General features: G+C 71.7%; 14 protein-coding genes. 7 read left to right on the forward strand and 7 right to left on the reverse strand.

What is annotated here, in order from left to right; genetic code table 11:
- Positions 1–155: 155 nt before the first annotated feature.
- Both K7G61_RS23960 and K7G61_RS23965 read right to left on the reverse strand, forming a co-directional pair.
- Positions 156–4,559: a Tat pathway signal protein gene (locus K7G61_RS23960; protein WP_225849015.1), complete on the reverse strand. Its 4,404-nt coding sequence runs from the start codon at positions 4,557–4,559 to the stop codon at positions 156–158.
- Positions 4,560–4,741: 182 nt separating this feature from the next.
- A complete protein-coding gene (locus K7G61_RS23965) occupies positions 4,742–5,164 on the reverse strand; it encodes a peptidase inhibitor family I36 protein (protein WP_225849016.1) in 423 nt (140 codons plus the stop codon).
- A 397-nt stretch (positions 5,165–5,561) separates the two neighbouring features.
- Here K7G61_RS23965 and K7G61_RS23970 point away from each other — a divergent pair, with 397 nt between their 5' ends.
- Entirely contained in the window at positions 5,562–7,934 is a 2,373-nt protein-coding gene (locus tag K7G61_RS23970) for a serine/threonine-protein kinase (RefSeq protein ID WP_225849017.1), read from the forward strand.
- Between the two features lie 411 nt (positions 7,935–8,345).
- Here K7G61_RS23970 and K7G61_RS23980 read toward each other — a convergent pair whose 3' ends face one another.
- On the reverse strand, positions 8,346–11,279 hold the full coding sequence (locus tag K7G61_RS23980; protein ID WP_225849018.1) for a BTAD domain-containing putative transcriptional regulator: 2,934 nt from the start codon (positions 11,277–11,279) through the stop codon (positions 8,346–8,348).
- A gap of 163 nt (positions 11,280–11,442) precedes the next feature.
- Here K7G61_RS23980 and K7G61_RS23985 point away from each other — a divergent pair, with 163 nt between their 5' ends.
- The 3 genes from K7G61_RS23985 (at position 11,443) to K7G61_RS23995 (ending at position 13,380) form a co-directional block, all read left to right on the forward strand.
- Positions 11,443–11,670, forward strand: a complete 228-nt coding sequence (locus tag K7G61_RS23985) for a hypothetical protein (RefSeq protein WP_225849019.1) — start codon at positions 11,443–11,445, stop codon at positions 11,668–11,670.
- A 125-nt stretch (positions 11,671–11,795) separates the two neighbouring features.
- Positions 11,796–12,740 (forward strand): hypothetical protein, encoded by a 945-nt coding sequence (locus K7G61_RS23990; protein WP_225849020.1) that lies wholly within the window; start codon positions 11,796–11,798, stop codon positions 12,738–12,740.
- 172 nt (positions 12,741–12,912) lie between these two features.
- Positions 12,913–13,380, forward strand: coding sequence for a hypothetical protein (locus K7G61_RS23995; RefSeq protein ID WP_225849021.1), 468 nt, complete (start codon positions 12,913–12,915; stop codon positions 13,378–13,380).
- A 240-nt stretch (positions 13,381–13,620) separates the two neighbouring features.
- Here the strand turns inward: K7G61_RS23995 and K7G61_RS24000 are convergent, their stop codons facing one another.
- From K7G61_RS24000 to K7G61_RS24010, 3 genes are all read right to left on the reverse strand, one after another.
- The gene (locus tag K7G61_RS24000) at positions 13,621–14,382 is read right to left on the reverse strand and encodes a hypothetical protein (RefSeq protein WP_225849022.1); all 762 of its coding nucleotides are present in this window, start codon (positions 14,380–14,382) and stop codon (positions 13,621–13,623) included.
- A 298-nt stretch (positions 14,383–14,680) separates the two neighbouring features.
- Positions 14,681–15,265: a GNAT family N-acetyltransferase gene (locus K7G61_RS24005; RefSeq protein ID WP_225849023.1), complete on the reverse strand. Its 585-nt coding sequence runs from the start codon at positions 15,263–15,265 to the stop codon at positions 14,681–14,683.
- Positions 15,266–15,315: 50 nt separating this feature from the next.
- On the reverse strand, positions 15,316–16,257 hold the full coding sequence (locus tag K7G61_RS24010; protein WP_225849024.1) for an SDR family NAD(P)-dependent oxidoreductase: 942 nt from the start codon (positions 16,255–16,257) through the stop codon (positions 15,316–15,318).
- 141 nt (positions 16,258–16,398) lie between these two features.
- Between K7G61_RS24010 and K7G61_RS24015 the strand changes: the two genes are divergently transcribed.
- The 3 genes from K7G61_RS24015 to K7G61_RS24025 all read left to right on the forward strand — a co-directional run bounded on the left by K7G61_RS24015 (position 16,399) and on the right by K7G61_RS24025 (position 19,870).
- Positions 16,399–17,034, forward strand: coding sequence for a TetR/AcrR family transcriptional regulator (locus K7G61_RS24015; protein ID WP_225849025.1), 636 nt, complete (start codon positions 16,399–16,401; stop codon positions 17,032–17,034).
- Positions 17,035–17,185: 151 nt separating this feature from the next.
- Positions 17,186–18,244, forward strand: coding sequence for a 2-hydroxyacid dehydrogenase (locus K7G61_RS24020; RefSeq protein WP_225849026.1), 1,059 nt, complete (start codon positions 17,186–17,188; stop codon positions 18,242–18,244).
- A gap of 354 nt (positions 18,245–18,598) precedes the next feature.
- Complete coding sequence (locus K7G61_RS24025) at positions 18,599–19,870, forward strand: NAD(P)/FAD-dependent oxidoreductase (protein ID WP_308190686.1); 1,272 nt, start codon at positions 18,599–18,601, stop codon at positions 19,868–19,870.
- Positions 19,871–19,995: 125 nt separating this feature from the next.
- Here the strand turns inward: K7G61_RS24025 and K7G61_RS24030 are convergent, their stop codons facing one another.
- A complete protein-coding gene (locus tag K7G61_RS24030) occupies positions 19,996–21,465 on the reverse strand; it encodes a hypothetical protein (protein WP_225849028.1) in 1,470 nt (489 codons plus the stop codon).
- Positions 21,466–21,631 lie beyond the last annotated feature (166 nt).

A 21,631-nucleotide genomic window follows, 5' to 3' on the forward strand; every position in this document is an offset into this window, starting at 1 on the left:
GGACGTACGCCGCGCTCCCCGGCCCGGCGGAGCCGTCCGCGGTCGAGGCGGCGGAGGCCACGATGGGCGTTCCGCCGCCGGAGGGCCATGAGCCGTGGCCCGTGAGCCACGCCCACGGCCCACGGCCCACGGCCTCGCGGAGCGTCAGATGCCGGTCACGGGGTGACCAGCATGCCGCAGCTGAGCGACCTTCCGTTCGGGCTGCACAGGGCGGACATCCCGGTGTCCAGCCAGTACGCGTCGCGATCCATCAGCCGCATGTTCCTGGCGAATCCGCCGAACTGGTTCATCGAGCCACCGTTCTGCGAGTTGGATATGGACGAGCGTCCGCACACCTCGGTCCACTGGGGCGCGTAGCCGCCGATGTTGTACAGGTGGACGGTCCCGTTCACCATCGTCGCGTACGTCTGCAGGCACTCGCTGCCGGAGAACACCGGGTTGAGTCCGTCGTCGTCGGCGGGCATCCCTCCGCTGTTGTACGTGGCGTTGCCCGCGAACTCGTCGCAGCTGAGGGTGTCGGTGGTGCCGCTCAGCACCGCGGGATCCCCGTTCGCCCCCGCCCATCCGGCCTCGTCGCAGATGACCGCTCGGTTTGCGCCCTCCCGTCCACCGGGCGCGTAGTAGAGCGGCTTCTGCAGGCCGCGACTGCCCGGATGGTTGGCCAACTGGCTCTGGACCAGCCACGCGTGCGCGGCCGCCTGCGGGTACCTGGCCGCGTTGAAGGTGTACGTCGGGGCGTAGTTGCCGAAGACGCAGCCACCGGCCGTGGTGATGACCGTGTCACAGCGGACCTCGTCGAGCCGCGTCGGGTTGTCCGCGCTCCACTGGTTGACGTATTGCTGGATTGCCGCCCCTCCCTCGGCGGGCGTGACCTCGGCCTGGATCAGCAAGTCCGGCTTGAAGGTGTAAGTTTTGTCCGCCGTACTGTTGTCCCACGAGTACTGGGTGGTGAGTTCGGCGGTGTGGCCGTCGCCCAGCACCCAGACCGGTGGGCTGCTCCACCCGGCGCCGGCGTCATTGGGTGTGCAGCCGGAACTGCACGTGTGCTGGATGGTCAACTCGATCGTGGCCATTTCCGGCGGAATGGATTCCGGCGTGGCGGTCAGGTACTCCACGAACGTGGACGCGTCGCTCAGATCCAGTTCCCGTCTGAGGTTGTAGTGCGCCATTGCCTCGACCACACCGTCCTTTTTGAGGACGACGTAGTAGTCGCGGTTCTCGCACTCGACGCGCCGGGTCGCCGCCACGCCGGGGATGGAATCGTCGCACCAGTCTCCGTTGTCGGTCGGCGGTAGCGCGGCCCTGAGCCCGGCGGATTTCGCCCGCGGGACCGATCGGGTACAGACCTGCAGGCCACCCCGTACCGGTCCGCAGTGCAGCGAGGGTTTGGCGCTGGAGGCCGGTGCCCGGTTGGCGCCGCTGATCGGCAGAGGCAGTGTGACCAGGGCGTCCGGTGCCTGGAGCGTCGGGTCCGGGTTGGGGCTGGTGGGGACGGGGTCGGGAAGTGTCAGGTCGATCGCCGGGCCGTCGGGTATCCCGTAGTCCCCGGGGACGAAAGCGACGGCGTCCCAGGCGATGTCGTCGTCGGCGTTGCCGGTGTTGACGGTGTTGGACAGGCTCACCTGGGGAGCCTTGTCGTTGAAGCGGTAGGCGCCGAGGGAGACCCACTTGTTCGACGCGTTGGCCTTTTGGCTGATCGTCTTCTTGACGGGGCCGAACGCGGTGTCGATCCGGTAGACGGCCTGCGTGGCCTGCGCTCCGGTGTCGGGAATGTGGACGAAGACCTCGCCCTGGGGCTGGGGAAGGGCGGAGTTCAGCGTCCACTGGCCGAGCACGGTCATGCGCCCGCCGTCGCCGCCCAGGCTGGTCCTGTCGCGGGCGTGCGCGTACCAGAAGTGGCCCTGGTAGCCGCCGCCGATCTGGTGGAGGTCGCCCTTGGCCTCGTACAGGCCCATGGTGTCGGGGTAGAAGGTGAACTGGAAGGTGCCTTGGGAGGTGGTGGTGCCGCAGTCGCTCCAGCTGTTGGTGCCGGCCGGGACGGAGTGGACGACGAGGGAGCCGGCGGGCGGTGCGGCGCAGTCGGGTGTGCCGTACTGGAGGCGGTAGCCGCGGCCCGGTTCGGCGCGCAGGGTCTGGTACTTGATGGCTTCGTGACCGCAGGTGTCGGCGCAGTCCGGCTTCCAGACGGTGTTCTCGTTGTTCCACCAGTGCAGTTGGTCGCAGCCGTCGATCTGCTGGGTCTCGCACGGCGGCGGGTCGGTGATGTCGCAGGCGTTGTCGGGTGTGCAGAAGGTGCCGAGCGGCGGCTTGATGGCGCTGCGGTCCCCGTCGCTGAGCCACCAGGAGGGCCGGAAGCCGGCGGAGGAGAAGCCGGATTCGCCGGGCCAGTCCTGGCGGCCGGAGGTGGCGTAGGAGTGGCCGGTGTCGATGGACCAGGCGGCCCAGCCCATGACCTTCTCCTCGTAAGGCCAGTCCTGGGGGTGGGCGGCGTCGTGGTTGGCGTTCGGGTCGAGCTTGGTGTCCATGAACGCCTGACGGGCGGGTGGATAGATGGGGTTGGCCGGGTTGTTGTACCAGCCGAGACCCCACGGAACGCCCGGGGCGCCGGCAGGCGGGTTGAAGCCGAGGTTGTAATTCCACACGGCGGTGAACCAGTTCTCCGGCTTGGAGGGGTCGTCGTTGTTGACGGTGACGGTCTGGCCGCTGGTGTGGACCTCGTTCCACTTGTCGGCCAGGATCTGCAGCGAGGCCGCGACGTTGACGGTGTAGTCCAGCGCGACAGCCCGCTGCACGGTCGGGTCCAGGGCGGTCTCGCCTGGCTTTTCATGGCCGGCCATGCGCATGCCGTCGGTGATCTGGCCCACGCCGTAGCCGCAGTCGGACTTGGTCCAGTCGATCTTCCAGTAGTCGGACGGGGCCGTGCCGGTGTGGCCGTAGAAGCCGGCCGTCGACGCCAGCGGGTTGCCCATCTGGCCGGGGATCGCGCCGGATTCGGCCTGCCACAGGTTGGACTCCTGGGCCAGGATGCCCAGTTCGACCTGGGCGGGAACGCGGCCGCCGCCGATCAGGGACGGGGCCGGGAACAGGCCCTGCGGGTCGATGGTGGAAAGGCCGATCTGGGAGCGCCAGCCGCCCTGGGCGACCCAGCCGGAGGTGAGGTCGCCGCGTACGGCCATGTCGACGGCCCACTCGACCTGGTTGGGCGTGGGCTGCAGTGCCTGCGAGTTGATGTCGTTGCGGGGCACGGAGCACCAGCGGTCGGTGTCGACGGGGTCGTGCTCGATGGTCGTCGCGGCGGTGGTCGTACCGCTGTGCGTACGGGAGGTGCCGCCGGCGCCCGTCAGGGCAGGAGAAGGGTCCGTACCGGTTGTCGGGGCGGGGGCGGCCACCGTCTCTGTGACCTTCTGGCCGGTGGCGGTCGCGGTGGCGGTAACGGTCAGCGGCCCGTCACCGCCGGCGGGGGCGTTCTCGGCGGCCGGTTCCGAGCCGCTGAAGTGGCGCCCGGCGTCGGCGATACGGGCCAGGCCGGCCCGGACAGCGGGCGAGAGCACCGGGTCCACGGCCAGCCGGCCGTTCGTGGAGACGTCCGTGCCGGCCGGTGCGTCGATGCGCGTGACACCCGTACCGGCGGTGTGCACCGCTCCCTTGGGGTGTCCGGTCAGGAACACGCTGCCGGTACCGGCCTGCTGAAGGGACAGGTCGGACAGACCGCCGGTGGCCAGGGTGGAGACCTTGCCGCCGCGCAGGACCTTGGCGTGCGCGGTGGTGTCGCCCTTGCGGTCCAGGAAGGCGATCGAACCGCCCGCCGCGGGGCGGATGTCGAAGGGCACGCTGTCGGTGGCGGCCAGGTCGCGGGTCCTGCCGGACCGGTCGATGTGGACCACGTGGTGGTACAGGGCGGCCACGGCGCCGTCGGCGACCGGGACGGCGGAGGTGACCTGTCCGGTGGCGGTGGTGTCGGCCACGGTGCGGCCGGCGGTGTCGACCGTGACCAGGCGCGTCCTGTCGTCCCGGAACGCGGTGAACGCGGCGGTGCGGGTGGCGGGGTTGCAGGACGGGTCGAAGTAGGCCAGCGACGCGGTGAAGGGCAGCTTGGTGACGGTGCCCTTGTCGAGGTCGACCACGGCGGCGAACGCGCCGCCCAGCATCAGGTCCTCGTGGTTGGTGAAGGTACGCGGCGCGTAGACCACGGCCGCGTGCGACGGGTCGAGGACGCACTGGTTGCCGATCCAGGTGTCCGCCGGCATGCCCGGTTCGGACAGCACGGCCGCCGTCCGCCACGCATACGCCTTCTTGCTGTCCGCGACCAGCACATGCAGGCCGTCGCTGTCGGCGGCCGACGTCACGGCACGGTCCGGTGAGGTCCGCCAGCCCTTGCCCAGCTTCTTGTCCGGCTGCTCGACCCCTGGAGCGGCCTGGCGGCCGCCGTGCACGGCCGTACCCGCCGACGCGGTACTCGCGCTCGCGGCGGTCTGGGTCGAGACCGCGCATACGAGCCCTGCCAGGACCACACCGGCAGCCGCGGCGGCGACGGGTCTCCTGCTACGGACGGATCTCATGTGTTCCCCCTTCTTCGCCGTCGTGACAGCCACGCCGGCGGGCCGAGCGGCAACCCGGCGCGGCCCCGGGCAGCCGCGCCGGGTTCCGGAGATCGGCGGCAGCGGCCCGGGGCCCGCGGGTGTACGGGCACGCGGGTACGGGTTTACGGGTACGCGGGTGCGGCGGTCGGGTCGCGGCCGCGTCAGTTGATGAACATCGCGACGACCTTGTTGTAGGCGACGTCGGGCAGCCTTCCGGCGTACTGCTGGGCGATCGGTATGCCGCAGTTCAGGTCGTCGGGCGGCGGAGCGGGGACGCAGACGTTCCAGGAGTAGCCGGTGTTGTTCACGGCCGACGCCGCGTTCTCCCAGACGGGCTGGTTGTAACCCGAACTGTTGCCGTAGTCCCGGAAGTAGAACCCGTGCAGGTCGCTGTACGAGCCGGGGCTCCAGTGCTCGAACGATCCCCAGCCCGCGCCGGGTGAGTTGTAGTACAGGCAGAAGGATCCGTTGGGACAGGCCTCGACGCCGCCCGGTCCGGCGGCGTAGGCGGGGCTGGTCGTGGCGAGCAGCGTCGCGACCACTGCTGTGGCACCGACCAGTCCGCCGGCGAGCTTTCGCTTCATGGATGGCTCCAGAGGTTCGTCGGGTGGGACCGGGGGCGCTCGGCCCGCCGGTCAGCCGCGGCGCCGTGCCGCTGCGGTCGTGGTGACGGCGGCGGCGGTCGTCGTCGTGGCCGCCGTTGCCGCCCTGACCGGACGTTGCGTCGCCGCTCCTCTCGTTGCGCGCGAACGGCCGACCGCCCCCGCGGCGACGTTATGGGTCCTGGTCCTTCGGCCGTCCTGGATTCGTCCTAGGAACGGTTCGAGGCGCCCGTGGCAACAGATGCCTTCGCCAGGCCGGGTCGGCCATGGCCCGTGCGCCCGGTGGCTCGCGGCGGGGAAGCGGCGGTTGCCGCCGGGCGGCACGTCCAGGGGGTGAATCCTCCGGCGGCGCCACCGTCCGTGTCGGTACGTTGGCCGAGTGCGACAGATCGGCGATTTCATCGTGGAACGGCAACTCGGGGCCGGTGGCATGGGAGTGGTCCATCTCGCGCGCAGTCCGGCCGGGCGCCAGGTCGCGTTGAAGGTGATCCGTCCCGAGTACGCCGACGACCCCGACTTCCGGGCCCGGTTCCGGCGGGAGGTGGCGGCGGCCCGGAAGGTGAGCGGCGCCTTCACGGCGTCGGTGGTGGACGCCGATCCGGACGGCGATCCGCCGTGGCTGGCCACCCAGTACGTGCCCGGCCCGTCACTGGCTGCCCGGGTACGGGAAGGCGGGCCGCTGGCCCGGGCGGACTGCGCGCGATTAGCCGGTCAACTGGCCGAAGCGCTGCGGGACATCCACCGGCAGGGAATCGTGCACCGGGATCTGAAGCCCGCGAACGTCCTGCTCGCCGACGACGGGGTGCGTGTCATCGACTTCGGTGTCGCCAGGTCCCTGGTGCAGAGCCGGGCCTTGACCCGCACCGGGTCCATGGTGGGCACACCGGCTTTCATGGCCCCGGAACAACTCAGCGCGCCGCACAGCGTCTCCTCCGCCACGGACGTGTTCGCGCTCGGGTGCGTCGTGGCCTTCGCGGCCATCGGCCGCAGCCCTTTCGAGGACCCGCGGGCGGCCGGCATGGAACCGATCGCCGTCGCCTTCGCGGTGGTCCACGGCGAGCCCGACCTGACGGGCATCACCGGTCCGTTGCGTGAACTGGTGGCCGGCTGCCTGGCGAAGGATCCCGCCCGGCGGCCAGGGGTGGACGAGGTGGTCCGCCGGGCGGCCCGCCTGCGGGAAAGCGTGTCCGGCGACACCGGCGGCGATGCCGTGGGCGGGCCCCCGGGACGGCGCCGGCGGCGGGCCCGGATCCTGGCCGCCGCATTGGCCGTACTCGCCGCCGGCTGGCTGTTCCCCGGCGATGCGCCGATTCCGCGACTGCGTTCTGGTTGCGGACCCGGCATGCGCGGCATCCAGGAGGGGGCGACACACAGCTGTGTCGGGCTTCTGCGGGACGCGGCGGCGTCCTCGCGTCTCCTGCCGGCCGGGGACCGCGACCTTGCCGCTGCACTGGACCGCGTCACGGCGCAGAACAGCGAGGTCGTCCAGGCGTCGCGGAAACCGGGCGGACGGCCGTTCGTGTCGGTGGTGTACATGACGCCGATCACCGCGGAGTACGACGGCACCGCCCTGATGGAGTCCGTGCGGCACGACCTGGAAGGCGCTTTTCTCGCCCAGTTCGCCCTCAATCGCCAAGCGGCCGACGTGGCCGGTGTCGGCATCAGGGTGCTTTTCGCCCAGACCGGCGGGACGGCCGAGCAACGGCACTACACCGTGGAGCAGATCCTCGCTCACCGGCGTGCCGATCGGATCGTGGCGGCGGTGGGCCTGGGCGGCAGCACCGCCGCCAGCCAGGACATGGTCGGGGAACTGACTGCCGGCGGTCTGCCCGCCTTCGCGTCCGTGATGACCGCCGACTCATGGGCGGGAACCCCCGGGCTGGTGCGGGTCGCGGCCCCCAACGCCGACGAAGCCGCCGCTGCCGTACGCTTCCTCGGCACCGGCCGGATGGCGCGCGAGCGAGTCCTTTTCGTCCAGGACGTCGCCACCGGCGACCAGTACACCAGTACGCTGGCCACCCAGTTCCGCAACCGCATGCCCCCCGCACGGATGGTGGCCGCGGAGCCGGTCCTCTTCGATTCCTCCCGGCCGGGCATGGCGGCGACGTTCCGGGCGCAGGTGGCCGCGCTGTGCGCGGCACGGGCGGAGGTCGTCTACTTCGCGGGCCGGGGCACCTCGCTGCCCCCGTTCCTTCAGGCGCTCGCCGTCCGCCCGTGCCGCGACCACCGGGTGACCGTGCTGTCGGGGGACGACACCATCACCGCCACCCAGACCCCCGGTTTCAGCTCCTCCGTACTCGCGGCGACCCTGCGTGAGGGCCGCATCGATCTCGTCTACACCGGCCTGGCCCACCCCGCGGCCTGGAAGGTCGACCCCGGGGCGTTCAGCCCGCAGGCCATCGCCCCCTTCGTCGACGGCACGTTCACCTCCTCGTTCCCCCAAGAGGACCTGCAGGACGGAAGGGCGATCATGATGTACGACGCCGTCCTCACCGCCTTCCAGGCCGTGCGCGACTCCCCCGCCGTGGCGGAGCAGCCCACCGCGGCCGATGTCTACCGGACCCTTGCGGACCTGCGCCGAAGCCCGGCGCTGCCCGGAGCGAGCGGCTGGATCGCCATCGGCGAGGACGGAGGCCCCCGCGACAAGGCGATCCCCCTCATCCGCATAGGACCCGACGGCCGCACGACCGCCATCGCCGTCCTCACCGCGGACGGACGCAGCCCGGCAGCGCCGGCGTTCCAGCCCGGATGACCCCGGTGAAGCCTTCGACGGCTCCGTTTCGGCCCCACCGCGATCGGTGGGGTGCGTCACTGTGCTCGGGGGTCACGCAGGCCGACTGCGTCGTGCCGCCAGAAAGGCTCCGTGTAGACCAGCGTCCCCGTCATCCACGGCTCATGCTCCGGGAACCTGATGACCTGGAAGGCTTCGTCCGGGATACGCAGGGACGGCTTTCGAAAGCCCAGGCCGGCGCCGGGCACGAAGCCGAAACGCGAGTAATAGCCGGGGTCGCCCTCCAGGAAGACGAGGGGAACGGCCCGCTCGGCGAGGACCCCCAGTCCGTGTCGGACCAGGGCCGAGTCGATACCCCGCCCATGGGCACCGGTCGGCCGCCCGCGCGGGCCGCCCCCGGCGCGCGATGGCGCTTCCCGCTCGCCGCCTTCCTCACGGCGACGACGGGCGTGCCGGGGCGTTCGCCGCGGACGTGTCCCCGATCGTCTGCCACAGCCGCAGTGCCCGCCCGCGGTGCCGGCGCGCCAGGTCGTGGTCGCCGGCGGCGGCGTCCATGTCGCCGATCAGCTGCCAGCACGCGGCCTCGTCCTCGCGGTCGCCGTGCCGGTGGAACAGTTCCGCCGCGCGCTCCAGTGCCGGGCTCGCCCGTTCCCGGTCGTGCCCGCCCGCGTACACGCGGCCGACCTCCAGCAGCGTGTACGCGGCGCAGCGCTCGTCCGCCAGTTCCTCGAACGTGGTCAGCGCCTGCCGCAGGCAGCGCAGCGCCTCGTCCTGATCACCGCGCCGGTCGTGCAACCGGCTGAACCGTCGCAGGACGACCGCCACCCGGTGCACGTCGTCGAGCGCCTTCGCCTGGCGCAGGGCCTCGCCGAACCAGGACTCCGCCTCGTCGAGTCTGTCCTGCATGAGCCGCATCACGGCCATCGAACAGGACAGTTGCGCCTCAAGATGCCGGTCGTTCTCACCGACCGCGATGTCCAGCGCACGCTGGACACGGTCGACGGCTTCCTCGTAACGGCCCTGCACCCGGCTGACCGTGGCCAGCATCGCCATCGACAACGCCTCGCCCCGCTTGTCCCCGGCGTCCCTGCACAGCCCGGCGGAGGACGTCAGGGCCGACGTGGCCCCGTCGAACTCGTCCCGGTAGATGTGCAGTTGGCCGAGGCCGCGCAGCAGCACCGACTCGCCGCGCGCGTTGCCCGCGGCCCGGACCGCGTCCAGCGCGAGCCGGTGTCCGTGCTCCCAGTCCTGGTACAGGCACCGGTGGTCGTAGTACGTCACCGCGCCGGCCGCCAGCTCCCAGGCCAACTCGTCCAGTCCCCGGTCCACGGCCAGTTTCACCGCGCCGAGCAGGGTGGCGCGTTCCGCGTCGAACCAGCCGGCCGGATCGGCCAGCAGCCGGTCCGCCACCGCTTCGGGCAGCGGCAGGCGCGGGGCGGAACCGGGTTCGGCGACCAGCAGCCCGGCCGGCAGCCCGTCGGTGCCGCGCCCGGTCAGGTCGAGCCAGGCGGCCAGCACCCGGACGATCGCGTCCCGCTTGTCCTGCTCCGGCAGCCGGTCGGCGACCTCCACCGCGCAGGTCCTGATCAGGTCGTGCAGCCGGTAGCGTGGCTGGCCGATGGCGTCGGTGGTGGTGAGCCGCACCAGGCTGGCGTCCACGAGGGTGTCCAGCACGTCCTCTGCGTCGGGGCGGTCCAGCAGCGGGCCGACCACCCAGCCGGGCAGGGTGTAGGGGCCGAGCAGACCCAGCAGGCTGAGCGCGCGCACCGCCTCGTCCGGCAGCAGCCGCAAGCTCAGTTCGACGCTGGCGCGCACGCTGAGGTCCCCGATCCTCAGCTCGGCCAGCCGCTGGGACTCGTCCTCGATCCTCTCCCGCAGCACCCGCAGCGACCAGGCCGGGCGGCCGGTGAGCTTGGCGCTGGCGATCCGGATCGCCAGCGGCAGGTTGCCGCAGCAGTCGAGGATCGCGTCGGCCTCCGCCGGCTCCCGCTCGACCCGCTGCCGCCCGACGATGCCGGTGAACAGTTCCCGCGCCTCTTCCGGCCTCAGCACGTCCAGGTCGATGTGCCGGGCGCCGGGAAGCTGCGTCAGCAGAGTGCGGCTGGTGATCAGCACGGCACAGCCGTCGGCCCCGGGCAGCAGCGGCTGCACCTGACCGGCGTGGCCGGCGTCGTCCAGCACCACCAGCATCCGGCGGTCCACCAGCAACGACCGGTAGAGCGCGGCTCGTTCGGACAGGCCGCTCGGGATCGCGCTGCCGGCGATCGAGAGCGCGCGCAGCGCCTCGGCCAGCATCAGCGCCGGGTCCCGCGGCTCGTCCGAGGTCGCGGCGAGGTTGAGGTAGAGCTGGCCGTCGGGGAAGTTGGCGCTCGCCAGCCGCGCCGCGTGCGTCACCAGTGAGGACTTGCCGACGCCCGGACCGCCCACGACGACGGCCACCGGGGCCCGGTTCGCCGCCGACCCGTCGAGCAACCCGGCGACCTCGGCGAGCGCGTCGGCTCGCCCGACGAAGTCGGTGACATCGAGCGGCAGTTGGCGTACCGGCATGGCCATGACCGGCTCGCCGTCCGCCGTGGCGGATTCTTCCTGCCGTACGACCGAGGGGCCGCTCGGCGGGACGGGGACGCCCAGGGCGGGATCGGCGGCCAGGATGCGCAGGTGCAGCTCCTGGATCGGCGGGGTGGGGTCGACGCCGAGGTCGTCGGCCAGCGTCCGGCGCAGCCGCTCGTACACCTGCAGGGCCTCCCCCTGCCGCCGGCACCGGTACAGGGCGACCATGAGGTGCTCGGCGACCTGCTCGTCGTAGGGGTGCTCGCGCCCCAGGGCGGTCAGCTCCTCGATGATCTCGCGATGGCGCCCCAGGTCGAGTTCGATGCTCAGGCACAGTTTGTGCGTTGCGGCGCGCATCTCGTTCAGCCGGGCGGCGTCGAGCTCCAGGACCCGGCTGGAGATGTCGACCAGGGCGTCACCGCGCCAGCAGGTCAGTGAGCGCCGCAGCGCGGCAGCCGTCTCGGACGGGGTCTTGTGCCGTTCGGCGAGGCGCCGCTGCTCCTCGAACTCCAGCAGGTCGAGCTGATCCGTGGTCAGGTGGATCTCGTAACCGCCGCGCCGGGTGCTGATCAAGGTGCCGGGCGCTCCGCACGCGGCGAGATTGCGGCGGAGCCCGGAGAGCGCGTCCTGGACCTGGCGGACGGCGGTGGCGGGTGCCTTCCCGTCCCACATCACGGCGACGAGCCGTTCCATGGCGACGAGGTTGTTGGCGTCGACCAGAAGCGCGGCCAGCATCTTGGCCTGCCGCGGTCCGTCGAGCCGGACCTCTTCCCCGGTGATCTGGGCGCGTAACGGCCCGAGCACGCCGAATCTCATGTCCCCCCCCGGCACGACCAGCGTCCAGCCCCCCGGCCGACCTCGCACTAGGACGAATCTAGGACGACCGACGGACTCGTGTCCATAGCGTCAGGTGGGGCACAGCACCGTTCCTGCGACACAAGGAGCGGTCATGTTGCCGCGAAAAGGGGGGAAAGCACGCATGAAGACCTTTGGCGCCCGCAGTGGCGCCGACCGGCGGCGGACCGCACCGGCCGTCGCGGCCGCGGCCCTCGCGGCTTCTGCCGCCGCGACGAGCGTGCTCGCCGCAGTCGGGCCCGCCGCCTCCGCCGACGCCGCCGGCTCCTGCCACCGCGGCGGGTGCACCGGCAGGGACCCGCAGGCCGTACCCCGTGCCTGGCCGCACCACGACGTCCCGGTAACCGGCTGAGCCGGACCGGGGGCAGCGGGGCGACCGGAGCGCACGGGGGACTCCGGCCGCCGTCACAAACGACTCCGCCGACTCGTGCGATCACCGCGTCGGGCATCCGCCGGCACGACCACACAAGGAGTTCGATGACAATGCGCCGCGACTGCGCCGTGCCTGCCGTCGTCGCAGTGTTCCTGGCAGCCGCTGTGACCGGCTGTACGAGCGCCGCCGGCGGTCGTCCGGCGGCGGCCGGGAATCCCGAACCGGCGGTGACCCCGCTGCCGCTCACCGCGACCGCCACTCCGTCCCGGCCGTCGGACCTCGTCCTCCCCATAGCGCCTTACCTCTTCACCGACGCCCAGTCCTCGCAACTGGCGGCCGCCCATACCGAATTGGTCTCCGCATGCATGAAGCGCTACGGCTTCGCGTACAGCGTCTCGACCGCCTCGGCCCCGAGCGTGCGGCTGCCGGCGAACGAATCGCGCTACGGCGTGATGACGCCGGACCAGGCCCGGTACGGCTACCACTTCATGGCGGAGGAGATGAAGCGCCTGCAGCCGGCCGCGGCACCGGCCCACGACGCGCCCAAGGTGACGCCCGCGATGGCCTCGGTCCTCACGGGCACGGCCGGCGGGCCGGTCAACGGCAGGAGCGTCCCCAGCGGCGGCTGCAACGCGGAGGCCACCGCGAAGCTCGGCGGAAGGAACGGGCGGTACGGCGACCCGGACATCGCCGAGAGCATCCAGGCCGACAGTTTCACCAGGTCGCAGTCGGATGTCCGGGTGCTGAAGACCTTCGCCGCCTGGTCGGCCTGTATGCGGGCCGGCGGCTACCACTACAAGGACCCGAACGCGGCCACCAACGACCCCCGCTGGTCGTCGTCCGCCGAGCCCACGGCCGCGGAGATCGCCACCGCGAGGGCGGACGTCGCCTGCAAGCGGCGGACCGATCTCGTCGGCGTCTGGTTCTCCGTCGAGTCCGCGTACCAGGCCGCGGCGATCGAGCTGAACGCCGGCTCGCTGCGGCAGGCGCGATCCACCATGCGGCGGGAATTGAGGATCGCGGCGGCCCTTATCGGGTCCTCGCGGTAACCGCTCCCGCGTTCCGCTCGCGTCTGCGTACGGACCGGTGCGGACCGGGCGTTCCGAGCGTTCGCTCGGACCGATTGCCCGGACCGACCGATCGAACCAACCGTTCGAACCGACCGTTCGGACCAACCGGTCGAATTAACCAACCGAACCACTCATGAGGAGCGTGGTCACGATGAGAACGAGGATCGGATTCGCCGGCGCCGCGGCGGCCGTGACGGCCATGGGCGCTGTCTTCTTCACCGCGGGGCCCGCCCAGGCCGTTCCGATCTGGCCGTGCTTCAGCGCGGTCAACTCCAGTTACGACTCGATCACCTGCCTCTGGTACAACTCGGGCCAGAAGGGATCGAGTACGGCGTTCTGGTTCAACGGCGGAGTCGACGGCTCGGAGGGAACGGGCACCAGTAACGTCCCCAATCTGCTCGACTACCCGTTCCTGGGTTCCGGGGCGGGACAGAACATGAGCGTCAAGAACCACGCCGCGACGGCCTCCAACACCTATTCGACCGCGGCCGTGAAGACGGACATCTGGTACAACTCGAATTACGGCGGCAGCATGTACCAACTGCTGCCGGGGGACGCCCCGTACCGTCTCGGAAACGGCCTCTACAACCAGGACGCGTCGCTCTCCTGGCAGTACTGAGGAAGGCGGCGCCATCCCGAAGTGCCCCTGATTGCCCGGACCCCGGGCCTCCGGGGAGCCCTGCGAGGACTCCACCACCCGTGCGTCCGGCGAGCGGCTCTGCCGCTCGCCGGACGCACGCTTTCGCAACAGACCCTGGATGCCGGTATGCGACACACAGAGGATTGTCGCAGGCACCTGCGGTCATCTCCCCCGCTCGCTCCGGGGCCGCGCCGGCCGCTGTTGCATCAGAGCGTATGATCAGCTCTTGAGCTGGGCATCGATCACGAAAGCCATCTCCCGCAAGATGCTGTCCGAGTCGCCACCGTATCCGCTCCGATCCTGAGCCCGTCGGAGTTCGACCTCCACGTTGTACCGCCGGAACCCCAGCCCGGCTATGGCCCACTGCGATGTCTCACCTGCCTGCACGGCACGCGCACCGGCCGGAACGGACATACTGATGTCGGCATCATCTCCGATGCCTGGCTCGTACTGGTGGATCATGTCCTGCCCGGACCTGACGTCTTCACCTGATTTCGCTCTGTCAAAATACTTCTTGGCCTCCGCTCGATCTCGCCAGCGAAAGACGATGACGGAGACCTCTGCCTTCTGTGACGGACTGACCCAGGAACACGACGTGAGTTCTGGCCCGATTTCCGGCGGAGTGCCTTCCTTGGCCCCCGGGACCCATCTCTCGAAGTTGGGGTTCTGCCAGATCGTGCCGCACACGTATGGCGGCGAGGAGAATTTATGATCGTACCGCTCGCGATTCACGTAGTACCCTGCGATGGCCGCCAGGCCAAGGATTGCGGCTGTGATTCCAGCCGCGTGTCGCACCTGTTGCTTCGACGGAGACCATCTCGGGGGACGATGGTAGCTGTGCACCCCACCGGTGATCGTGCCTGCCTGAATCAACGGGCCATGAAATTCTCCACCCGCGACATTGTTGTGCACTTCGCTCCTCGACGTGGCCTTCGGAGCGCCTTCCTCACGGTCCTGTCCGTCCGTCACCTTGCCTCCCATGCCCCGAACCGCATCGCAGTGACATCCCCGAACCATGAAGCAAAACGGGTCACATCGCCTATGGCGACCATGAGCTCAGTCTGCGCTCGGGGCTACGCACATACAGGCCGGAAAGCTACCGGAACGCCTGGTGGGCCCGCGCCGAATCCGCCACCGCATGACGTGGTGGTCGAGATGTCGGAGCGGGCCCTTGGAGACCGGACGCACGAGTTCACCGCCCGCCGGTTCGGCTGTCTCGGCGATGAGGCGGTCGCGCCGGCGGAGTCGTCGGCGGAGTCGCCGGCGGCGCGGGCTGGGATCAAGCGCGTGAGGGAAGGCCGGCCTGATCCGACGAGCGCCCGCGGCCGGCGCCGTCAAGAGTGATCCAGTAACGGCGCTTGACGCCGAGTCCGGTGCCGCGCACGTCTTCGAGGACGCCGCCGTTGCTCTCGATGGTGCGCGCCGAGCCGACGTTGCCGTCGTCACAGGTGAGGAGGACCCGGTCCAGGCCGAGGGACGGCGCCTGGAGCAGAACGGCTCCCAGCGCCCACGTGGCAAGTCCCCGCCTCCTGGCGGAAGGCCGGACGCTGTAGCCGATGTGCCCGCCGCCTTCCAGCAGCAAGGCGTTCAGATAGTGCCGGAGGTCGATGGCCCCGAGGTACGTCCCGCCCTCGACGATCCACCAGTGGGTGGCGTGAACGCGTCCTTCCCCGACGGGCAGCGACCGGTCCGACTGCTGCCGCAGCCGCTCGGCCCAGGACTCGAACCCTTCCGGGCTGCCGAGGTCGTCGCCACCGGCCAGACGCAGGCCCGCCCCGTCCTGGTGAGCGCCGGGCTCCCATTCGGCGCGCGCCGTGAGCCATGAGGCATGCAGCCGCCCGGTGGGAGCGATGAGTTCGGCCATGTGCGGGACCGTAGCACCCATCCCCTGCGCCGGCGGCGGCCTCCCGCGAGTCAGCCGCCGACGGCGGTCAGCCGCATGGACAGGGCCCAGAGCCTGCGGGCGTTGTCCGGGTCGATCGCGTAGTCGGCGACTCCGCGACGCACGCCGGGCGTGTGGGGGCCCGCTTCCCGGCAGTCCTCGAAGTACCGGCCGGTGACGCCTTCCACCAGGGGCGACGCCGCCAGCAGCACGGAGGTCGCGGCGCCCTGCTCGATGGTCTTCTCCGTGACGCCGCTCTTTCCCGAGGGGTCGAACGCGGCGGGCGGTACGTCCATGTGGCGGCCGAGCCCCGTTCCCCAGATGCGCCCGGGGTTGAGTGCGTTGACCGTGATGCCGTCGGCGGCCCAGAGCCTGGCGGCCTCCACCGCGAACAGGATGTTCGCGGTCTTGGACTGGGCGTAGGCCAGCCACGGGTCGTAGGGCCGCGCGGTGAAGTCGGGGTCGTCGAACCGGACCGGCCCGTTGACGTGCCCGACGGAGCTGACGACGACCACCCGGGCGTCACCGGCCCGGGCGAGTGCGTCGTTCAGGCCGACCGTGAGGGCGAAGTGGCCCAGGTGGTTCGTGGCGAACTGCAGCTCGCGGCCCTCGGGGGTGCGCAGCTCGGGGGTGGCCATGATCCCGGCGTTGTCGACCAGGATGTGCAGCGGTCCGGTCCAGCCGGCGACGAAGGCGGCGACGGAGGCGGGATCCGCCACGTCGAGCCGGCCGGCCTTGGTGCGGGCGTTGCCGGTCTCCTCCGCGATCTCCCGCGCGACGGCGAGAGCCGTCTGCTCGGTCCGTCCCGTGACGGTCACCTCGGCTCCGGCCGACGCCAGGGCGCGGGCGGTCTCGCGGCCCAGGCCGCCGGTGGCACCGGTCACGACCGCACGGCGGCCGGTGAGGTCGACGCCCGCGACGACCTCGGACGCCGTGGACCGCGCACCGAAGGGTGTGGTGACCGGCTGTGTCATCTCGATGTTCCTTTTCCCGCAGGCTCCGCGGCCGCGAGCTTGGGCGGGGACGGAGCGATCGCTACGATGGAGGTAAGCGGACTCGGCTCCGCTTACCTCCCGACTGTAAGCGGAGTCGGGTCCACTTGTAAAGGAGGAGTGATGCCGCGCACTCTGCGGGCCGATGCCCAGGCCAATCACGACCGGCTGCTGGAGGTCGCCGCCCGCGCCTTCGCGCAGCACGGCCCCGACGCCTCGCTGAAGGCGATCGCCGCCGAGGCCGGCGTCGGCATCGGGACCCTGTACCGCCGCTTCCCCACCCGCGAGGACCTCGTCGAGGCCACCTACCGCAACGAGACCGACCGGCTCTGCGCCTCCGTCCGGGACCTGCTCGACGACCGCGCGCCCGTCACCGCGCTGCGGGAGTGGGCGGAGATGTTCGTGGACTACATGCTCACCAAGCAGGGCATGGCAGACGCCCTCCCCGCGATCCTCGCGGCCCGCGAGGGACTGCGCGCGCACAGCCGCGACGCCCTGGGCGCGGCCGTGACCACTCTCCTGGAGGCGGGGACCACGGCGGGACAGATCCGTGAGGACGCGGCACCCAACGACGTCCTGATGGCGCTCGGCGGGATCACCCTGATCAGCGGCCACGAGCACCAGCGTCCCCTGGCCTCACGGTTGATCGCCCTGCTCCTGGACGGCCTGGCCACGGGCGCCGCAACCGCTCGAGGGGGGTCCTGCGACGTGCCCCGGAACGATCCGGGAAGCCGTTGGAAGGCCCTGGACGACGGATGAGGATCCCGGCAGCGGGCCGCCCCACGACCAGTCGCAGCCGGGCCTGTTGGCCCTCGGCGCGGGCTCCGGTGTGCCCCTTCCGGCCCTCTTCGCCGGGGAATGCGCCGCCTACGGTGGGGGCGATGGTCCGGCCGAAGGGGAGGAGAGGTTCGTGGAGATCGTTGCCTACGGCGTTCTGGCGGACGAGGAGCCGCTGCTGCGGGACGCGTTCGACCAGGTCCTCGGCGGGAAACGCGGTGGGAAACCCGATGGGGGGTTCGACGAGGGGTTCGACGAGGGGCACGAACTGCGCTGCCTGCGGCTCTTCCTGGACCGGGACACGGTTGCGACCGCCGTCGGCCACGAGGTGGTGCTCAGCAGTGTCAACGACGTCCTGGACGCCGAGGTGCTCGGCGCGCTGGCCGAAGGCGGCACGAGGATGATCGCCCAGCGCGCCACGGGGTGGAACAACATCGACCTGGTGGCGGCCGAGAGGCTGGGGCTGACCGTGGCCCGGGTGTCGTACTACTCGCCGTACTCGGTCGCGGAGTTCGCCTGGACGCTGGCGCTGGCCGTGAACCGGCGGATCGTGCGGGCGGCGCACCGCACCCGTGAGTTCGACTTCCGGCTCGACGGGCTGCTGGGGCGTGACCTGCACGGCCGCACCGCGGGCGTGGTGGGCACCGGCAAGATCGGGGCCGCGTTCGCCCGTATCGCCCACGGCTTCGGCATGCGGCTGCTGGGCTGGGACGTCACGCGGAACCCCGAATGCCTGGCGCTCGGCATGGAGTACGTCGAGCGCGAGCACCTGTTCGCACAAGCCGACCTGGTCAGCCTGCACGTGCCGCTGCTGCCGCAGACGCACCACCTGGTGGACGCCCGGGCCCTGTCGCTGATGAAGGACGACGCCGTCCTGGTCAACTCCAGCCGTGGCGGCCTGATCGACACCGACGCCCTGCTGGAGACCCTGCGCCACGGGCGCCTGGCAGGGGTGGGCCTGGACGTGTACGAGGAGGAGGCCGGCGTGTTCTTCCTCGACAAGTCGCTGGAAGTGATGACCGACGAGCGGCTGGCGCGGCTGATGACGTTCGGCAATGTCCTGGTCACCTCGCACCAGGCGTACTTCACCCGGGACGCGGTCGGCCAGATCGCGCGGACCACCATGGCGAACGTCGCCGACCACCTCGCGGGCCGCGCCGGCGAGAACACCCTCACCCGCGCCGCCGCTTGAACGGTGCCGCGCCCGTGCGTGCACGTCAGGCCGGCGCGGGACGGTGGGCGGCGGCCCTGCCGCGGCGGTCCCGGTCCCGGCGCTGCTGGACGGATGCCGGGCCGGCGCAGGAGGGACGTCGGCGGCCCACTGCTCACGGCCTGAGACCTTTGGGCTGACGGCACAGGGTTTCGGCGGGATTCCGCCGACCGCCTGCCTGATGCCGGACGTCGGCCCGTCAGGCCTGCGGCGGCGCGTACGGGCTCGCCGTGCGATGCCCCGGACGGGCCCGTTGGCGGCGCGGGAGCCGGGCGCGGCCCGGGCGGGAGCGCATCATCGAGGGACAGCCGGGCGCGACGGACGGAGGTGGCGGTCGTGGCGGACGCCGAGGTGGACGCGGTGGTGGTCGGGGCCGGCCTGGCGGGGCTGGCGTGCGCGCAGGACCTGGTGGCCGCGGGGCTGCGGGTGGTGGTGCTGGAGGCGTCCGACGGCGTGGGCGGGCGAATGCGCACCGACGCGCGCGACGGCTTCCTCTTCGACCGCGGCTTCCAGGTGGTGAACACCTCGTATCCGCAGATGCGCCGCCGTATCCGGTCCGGAGAACTGGACGCGCGCCCGTTCAGCCCCGGCTTCCTGGTGCACACCCCGCGCGGCAGGCTGCGCTTCGCCGACCCGACGCGGGCCCCGCGGCAGGCCGCCGACCTCCTGCCGGGCCGGCTGGGGTCGCTGCGGGACATGTCCGCGCTGGTGATGCTGTGCGGCCGGGACCTGCTCACGCCGCCACGGCTGCTCAAGCGGGCGCGAGACCGTACGACCAGGACCGCGCTCGCCGACGCCGCCATCGGCGAGGACCTGGTCGAGCGGGTGCTGCGCCCCTTCCTGTCGGGGGTGTTCCTGGAGGACGAACTGGAGACGTCCAGCCGCTTCTTCCACCTGGTGTGGCGCTCGATGATGCGGGGCAACCTGTGCCTGCCGACCCGGGGCGTCGCCGCGGTGCCCGAGCAACTGGCGGCCGCGCTGCCGGACGGCACCGTACGGCTCGGCACCCCGGTGGAACGGCTGACCGGCACCGGCGTGCTGACCGCCTACGGGAACGAGCAGCCGGCCCGGACGGTGGTCGTCGCCACGGGGCCCACGGCGGCGGCGGAGCTCGTGCCGGGCCTCGACGTGCCGCCGGTCCGCGCGGTCACCACGTACTACCACGCGGCGCCGGTCTCCCCGCTGGCCGAACCGACGCTGGTCGTCGACGCCGGGCGGCGCATCCTCAACACGGTGGTCCTCAGCGAGGTCTGTCCCTCGTACGCGCCACGCGGCCGCGCGCTGGTGTCCACCTCGGTGCTGGGCGCGGACCGGGCGGCGGAACGGGAGGCGGAGGTCCGCGACGTGCTGGCCGAGGTCTACGGGACCGGCACCGGGGGTTGGGAGGCGGTGGCCGTCCACCCGGTGGCGGAGGCACTTCCCGCGATGCTCCCGCCGTGGCCGCCGAGCCGCACGACCCGGCACTCCCCCGGTGTCTACGTCTGCGGCGACCACCGGGCCACCGGCTCGGCCCAGGGCGCCCTCGCCTCCGGCGCCCGCGCCGCCCGCGAGATCCTGGCGGACCGCCGCGCGGGCACCCGACCGGACCATGGATCGGCGCGCCGCTGACGGCGAGGGCCGGGGCCGGCCGGACGGCCGTCGCAGCCGACGCCGTGCGCACCCCGTGGGGGTGCAACCGGCACAGCAGGCCCAGCGCTCCCGCCCGCGGAGCCGGCGACAACCGAGGAGGGCGGCTACGCCGGCACAGGCGAGGACACGCTCGGGTCGGCGTTCCAGCCGTCACTCGCCGCGATGGACAGGGCTCCCTGGTGGAGGTCGAGGCTGCAGGCGGCACGTGGCTCCCCCACCTGGACGAGCCGGCCCGGGCCTTGGAAGGCGGCGGTGTCCAGGTGGAAGGCATCGGGATTGGCGCAGCTGACGGTACGCAGCCGCCAACGAGCCGAGGAGCCCTCGCCCCGCCCTGGCGGCAGGGCGAGTTGGAGCCGGGCGGTGGCCGGACGCTCCGAGCCGTAGCGGGTGTGCGCCGCCGTCCAAGCGGCCATGACGAGGACCGCCTGCGCGGGCGGGCCGGGCAGGAGCACACCGTCGGTGCGAGAGGTACGGGTCCGATCGGCAGCCCGTGGCATCTCGACGAGATCCGGGCGGCCCGCACGCTTGTTGAGGAAGCCCGCGAACCAGTCGGAAAGTTCCGGGCCGCCTCGCTCGGCCCAGGTTCGGATCACCGCCCGGAACGCCGATTCGCGGCGTCGGGAGCCGCGTCGTGATCCTGCCTCCATGATCGCGTGACCTGCGCGAGAGAAAGCTTCGCACAGGCCGAGTACGGGGACGTGATCGGCGCGGTGGGCGTAACGCACTGAGCGGAGCTCCAGCATGGCCCAGTGCAGCAGGGCGGCAGCGGCATAGGCGTCGGTTCCCGGGTGCGGGGCCGGCGGTTGGCGGCGGTCCGGCCGGCCGCTGCGGGGCGGGACGACGGCGTCGGCACGTCGGCCGGCGGACGACAGGTGCCATGAACGGTCGTCGAGGCGGTACTCACCGGTAGCGGCGCGGAGCCTGCCACCCGCGCCCAGGGACACCGTGATCCCCGTCGGTCCCGCGTCCAGGGTCACTCCCCGCGTGTCGGAGGAGTCGAAGGCCGCGTCGGTGACCCCGTCCAGCCACACATTCACGAGGGCGGGTGGCGCTGATTCGCTCTCCTCGATGCGGAATGCGCGGTCGGCGACAAGCTCCAGGAAGGCCGTCAGGTGAGTGCCGCCACGCTCCACTTGGAAGTGGCGGACCGATGCCGTTGCCAGGTCGTAGTCGGGAACCAGACCATCCACGTTCTGCCGGGTGAGCCGGTATTGAGGTGCCATGACGTGTCCGAGGGAGTCGCGGCCGGGGATGTACGGCGCGGCCGGCGGCAGAAGCGGCTCGATGTCGTACCCGGCCATCGCGGCCTGCTCGGTCATCCAGCCGCGCCGCCGCTCTCCGAAGCCGGCCATCCACTCCAGCGCGGCCGTCGCCCGGCGCTCGCGTTGATCGGTGTCGGACGTGCTCGCGGCCCAGACCAACGGAAACAGGTTGTTGTCCCAGACATCCGCCACCGTACGTATCGTTTCACGGTCGAACCGGCGAACGTCTGCGGCGGCGTCCGCGATCTGTTCCACCGAGCGGTCCAGCAAGGCCGCCAGCACGGACATGGCCGACGTTGGGCCCGTCGGCATGTGCGGGGAACCGAACGGCGGAGGAGTGCGTCTGGCCACGTTCACGATCGTCGCACACTCCCTGGGTGGGCTCATGAAAGAACGTCAGCGGTGCACCGGTAGGCGGTGTTGCGGCAGGACATCCGGTCGGGACCGCTTGAATACCGTCGTGACTCCTCCACCCCGG

It is taken from the genome of Streptomyces sp. HPF1205, from assembly GCF_020400825.1.
Classification (GTDB): Bacteria; Actinomycetota; Actinomycetes; order Streptomycetales; family Streptomycetaceae; genus Actinacidiphila.